This is a genomic window from Streptomyces sp. BR123 (assembly GCF_013401435.1).
GTDB lineage: Bacteria > Actinomycetota > Actinomycetes > Streptomycetales > Streptomycetaceae > Streptomyces.
The window spans coordinates 1-1,814 of sequence record NZ_JACBGN010000564.1 but is presented as its reverse complement, the minus strand read 5'-3'; the positions used below and the strand labels follow the sequence as shown (position 1 = coordinate 1,814).

Below are 1,814 nucleotides of genomic sequence, written 5' to 3'. Positions count from 1 at the left end.
GGCGAAGGCGGGGTGGTGGGGGAGGGCCGGCCGTCACGCGTGCCTTGTGGGCGCACCGCGGGCGGCTGGCCGGCGGCCTCGGATCAGGGCCGCGGCAGCCATTCTGGCGCACGGGACGGCGTGCGACAGAGGCGTAGATCGTTTTCGGCCACCGGTTCCCCCGGACGGAGGACGAACGGGACCGCGGCGCAGGCGCAGCCGCAGGTCAGGCGCAGTCGCCGGTGCTCAGCGCTGCTTGCCGGCCTGCTTCGCCTTCGCGGCGATCTCGTCCAGGACGGCCTCGGGGTCGCCGCCCGGCTCGACGGCGCGGCCGATGTTGCGCTTGATGGTGTCGCTGACCTCCACCCACGACGGGTCGTTCACCGGGTAGAGCTGCGCGCCGCGCAGGGCGGTCAGGAACAGCTCGTCGTTCTCGTCCAGGCCGCCCGCGGGGTTGCGGGAGGCGGAGACCGTCGAAGGCAGCAGGTGGTAGCGGCCCGCGAAGTCGGCCAGGTTCTCGTCCCGGTAGACGAAGTCCAGGAAGGTCCCGATCTGCTCCCGCTTGCCGTGCTGCCTGAACGCCATCATCCAGTCGGCGACACCCACCGCCGGCGGGGTCTCCCCGGCGCCCATCGTGTCCGAGACCGGCATGGACACGGTGCCCACGCCGATCCCCCTGGCGCGCGCCTCGTGCCGGAGCGACGGGTAGCCGTTGAGCATGCCGACCTCGCCGCGGAGGAAGGCGGCGAACGCGTCGGCCCGGTTGAGCTGCGACGGCGGGACGGGGCCGGTCAGCCCGGGGGAGACCAGGTTGTCCTTGATCCAGCGGAACGTCTGGACGTTCCGGTCCGAGGCCAGGTGGTAGTTGCCGCCGCTGTCGGCGTAGCCGCCGCCGCCGCCGTTGCTCAGCTCCCAGATCATCGCCTCGGCGTGCGCCTCCTCGGGGCCCAGCGGCAGCGCGTAGGGCGTCTTCACCCCCTTGTCCTTGAGCGCCTTGGCGGCGGACTTCAGGTCCGACCAGTTCTTCGGGGTGTCGACGCCGGCCTGCTTGAACAGGCCCTCGTTGTAGAAGAGGAGCCGGCTGCTCGCCACCCACGGCAGGCCGTAGAGGGTGTTGCCGACGGTGCCGGCCTCGGCGAGCGGCGGGAGGAAGTTCGCCTCGGCGGTGATCGAGAGGAGTTCGTCCGCGGAATACAGCTCGCCCTCGGCTGCGAAATCCGAATACGAGCCCATGAGCGCGACGTCCGGGGCTTTTCCGGCCTCCACCATGCGGGAGACCTCGCGGTCGATGTCGGCCCACGGCAGGAGCTGCACCTCGACCTTGATGCCGGGATGGGCTTCGGTGAAATCCTTCGTCACCTTGTCCCAGAAAGCCCTGGAGCTGGTGGCCTGGCCGGTGCCGTATTCGGCGGCGACCAGGCGCAGCGTGGCGCCGGCGCCGGCGCCTCCGTCGGCACCGCAGCCGGACAGCGGGACCAGCAGGCCGAGCACGACCGCCACCGCGGCCGTGCGGAGAATTCTTCGTTGCACGGGTTCCATTTCCCCTGGTTTTCTCTCGTTCCCGTCAGTGCCCTGTGCACCACTTCGGGCCGGGGGTGTCCGTACCCGGCCCGCTGGCCGGAATTCTCTCCTGGGGGCGGATGATTCGTTCCACGGGGTCGGGGTTCGTGTCCGATGATCCAAGCGCGGCTTTTCCGAATGGTGTTTTTCGATATGGGGCCGCGAATTACGACGCGCGTAGACATGCCGAAAAGCCCGTTTCCGCCGGACGGGGTCCGGGAAACGGGCTGAGGGGTCGGATCGGGTCAGGCGGACCGGGTCGGTCGGCCGGGTCG

1 protein-coding gene is annotated in these 1,814 nt (G+C 70.5%); it reads right to left on the bottom strand.

All coding sequences use genetic code 11. From position 1 onward, the window contains the following. Window positions 1–225 precede the first annotated feature (225 nt). The gene (locus HYE82_RS36270) at window positions 226–1,518 is read right to left on the bottom strand and encodes an extracellular solute-binding protein (RefSeq protein WP_179178474.1); all 1,293 of its coding nucleotides are present in this window, start codon (window positions 1,516–1,518) and stop codon (window positions 226–228) included. Between the last annotated feature and the right edge of the window lie 296 nt (window positions 1,519–1,814).

Coding starts and splice junctions, on each gene's coding strand:
- HYE82_RS36270 (WP_179178474.1), bottom strand. CDS start 1,518: ATGGAACCCGTGCAACGAAGAATTCTCCGCACGGCCGCGGTGGCGGTC.